General features: G+C 65.4%; 3 protein-coding genes. 2 read left to right on the top strand and 1 reads right to left on the bottom strand.

Features of this window, described 5'->3' with window-relative positions; genetic code table 11:
* Window positions 1-469, bottom strand: a 469-nt coding sequence (locus tag V7D81_RS23110; RefSeq protein ID WP_324320761.1) for a catalase, incomplete at its 3' end; no start/stop codon positions are given.
* 335 nt (window positions 470-804) lie between these two features.
* On the opposite strand from V7D81_RS23110, the gene V7D81_RS23115 reads away from it, so the two are divergent.
* Together V7D81_RS23115 and V7D81_RS23120 are read left to right on the top strand one after the other, a co-directional pair.
* The gene (locus tag V7D81_RS23115) at window positions 805-1,812 is read left to right on the top strand and encodes a universal stress protein (RefSeq protein ID WP_324320763.1); all 1,008 of its coding nucleotides are present in this window, start codon (window positions 805-807) and stop codon (window positions 1,810-1,812) included.
* Window positions 1,802-2,625 (top strand): universal stress protein (locus tag V7D81_RS23120; RefSeq protein WP_324320764.1); only part of this gene is annotated, 824 nt, incomplete at its 3' end. The genes V7D81_RS23115 and V7D81_RS23120, both read left to right, overlap by 11 nt.

Below are 2,625 nucleotides of genomic sequence, written 5' to 3' on the forward strand. Positions count from 1 at the left end.
AATCGGGAAGCCGCTTCTGGCTGCGGATGAAGTGCGGGAACTTCATCGGATCGCGGACGAAGAAGATCGGCGTGTTGTTGCCGACCAGGTCGTAATTGCCTTCGCTGGTGTAGAATTTCAGCGAGAAGCCGCGCACGTCGCGCCAGGTGTCGGGGCTGCCCATCTCGCCGGCGACGGTCGAGAAGCGCAACACCAGATCGGTCTTCGCGCCGCGCTGGAACAGGGCCGCCTTCGTGTAGCGCGACATGTCCTCCACGGTTTCGAAAGTGCCGAAGGCGCCGCCGCCTTTGGCATGCGGCTGGCGTTCGATGACTTTCTCGCGATTGAAGTGGGCGAGCTGTTCGACGAGGTGAACGTCGTGCAGCAGGATCGGACCATCCGCACCGACGGTCAGCGAGTTGCGGTCGCTCGGCGCCGGCGCGCCGGCGCCAGTAGTCGAACCCGATGGCTTGCGATTCTTGTCTGACATGGTCTTGCTCCGTAGGAAAGCGGCGGCGGCATCCTGCGGCTGCCTTGTTTCGAATGCGTGACGGCGGACAACGCCGAACTCCTCCATCGTCCTGCTCTGAGCGATGTGCCGTAAATCGGGATGTTCCGGGGGTCCATGTCTCGGCACGTGTTGCGTACTGCGAGCGATGAGCACGTTCGCCTGCCGGTTGTTGACAAGGACACGAGAGATTCACGGCGGTCCCGCGGGTCGATGCGGCATGCACCATCGCATTCCAGTGCCCGATGGACGATTTCGTATTATCGAAGCAATGACAAAATTAATTCTAATTGATCGAAACAAGCGCAGCGCCGAAAATGGCCGCGACCACTGCGACGGAGTTCGAAGCGATGCCAAGACTGCTGTGTGCCACGGATCTGCTGCCGAAGAGCGAGATCGCCATCGATCGTGCCGGCTGGCTTGCCGATGAACTCACAGCGGATCTGTCGCTGCTGCACGTCGTCTCGCCGGTGTCCTCCGATCGGGCGCTCGAACAGACGCTGGAGATCGCCGTGGCAAGGCTGCAGGCGCGCGGCCGGCAACCGCTGCGGTGCGTTGGGCCGGAACCTGAAGTCGTCGTGCGCGCGGGCGGCGCTTCCCGGGCGATCCTCGACTCGCTGGTGCGCACGCGACCGGATCTGCTGATCCTGGGTCCGCACGAACCGCGGCGCGGCACCGACACCCTGCAGGGCACCGTCGCAGAAAAGGCGGTGAGTGCGCGCGTCTGTCCAGTGCTGATCGTCCGGCGGAACGCCGACGGACGGTATCGGAACGTCCTGCTCGCGCTCGACACGTCCGCCAGATCGCGCGCCGCGGTGCGCGCGGCCGAACGTCTCGTCCTGACCCGGTCGGCACGCACGACCGTGATTCATGCGCATGTGCCGCCGCACGTGCTGCTGCAGGAAATTTCCGGCCCGGCCGTCCCCGCCGATTCGGTACGCGCCGATGCGACCGAACTGATGCACCAGTTGCTCGAAGAGGAAAGCACGAATCCGCGGCGCTACGGACTCGTCGTTGCCGATGGCAATCCAGCGACGACGATCCTGCACGCGATCCAGGAAATCCAGCCGGACCTGCTCGTCGTGGGCACCCGCGGCGATGGCCGGATGCGACGGGCCCTGCTCGGCAGCGTTGCGAATCAGCTGTTGAAGGAGGCGACGTGCGACGTGCTGATCGTGCCGCACCCGCTCGATGCGGCGCCGGCACTGGAGGCGAAGACGACCCGCCGACCTCGCGCGAGAACGTCATCGAGCGCGACGGCGCAGCGACAGACTCATGTGCGATTGAATCCGGATTCGCGGACGGAGGTAGTGGATGAGAGCTGAATTTCCCCATGTTCCGAAACGCATCATCTGCGCCACCGACCTGACGGCGAGATCCGCACCCGCGTTGCAGCGTGCGGCGTCGCTCTCGCGTCAGACGGGCGCCCGGCTGCTGATGCTGCACGTCATCGATTCGCGGCAGGCCGATCGCGTGGCGCGCATGCAGTCGAATCGCGCCTATGTTCAGCTCCTGGCCGAAGCGGATCGACTGTTCGGTTCCTCCGCCGATCTCATCGATGTCGCTGTCCGTCGTGGCAAGGTGCGCGACACCATCGCGTCAGCGGCTGCCGAATGGGATGCGGACCTGATCGTCGTCGCAGCGCCGCAACCCGGCCGCGGCAGCGCGATTCTCGGAACGACTGCCGAACGCCTGGTGCGAACCGCGCGCCGTTCGGTGCTCGTGGTTCATCGCACGATGGAAAGCCACTACGGGAAGGTCGTCATTGCGAGCGATCTGTCCACCGCGGCGCTGCCGATGGTTCGCACTGCCGTGCGTCTGGCGGCGCTCGATCAGGCCTCCGCGACGATGGTGCACGCCATTCACTCGCCCCATAGCGGAATGATGAAGTCCGCCGGGCTCGACGAATCGGTCATCGCCGACTTCGAACGCACCAGCCTCGATCGCGCCCGGCTGCAGCTGCAGAGCATCGGTCGCGACGCCGGTCTGATCCCGCACGCACGGGCCATCGTCACCGGCGCGCCGCCGGCAAACGCGATCCTCGAAGTTCTCGAACGCGAACGACCCGACCTGCTCGCGATCGGCGCAAGCCGCTGGTTCCTTCTCAAGCGGCTGCTGGTGGGCAGCGTCGCCGACCG

It is taken from the genome of Povalibacter sp., from assembly GCF_036735925.1.
Taxonomy (GTDB): Bacteria; Pseudomonadota; Gammaproteobacteria; order Steroidobacterales; family Steroidobacteraceae; genus Steroidobacter.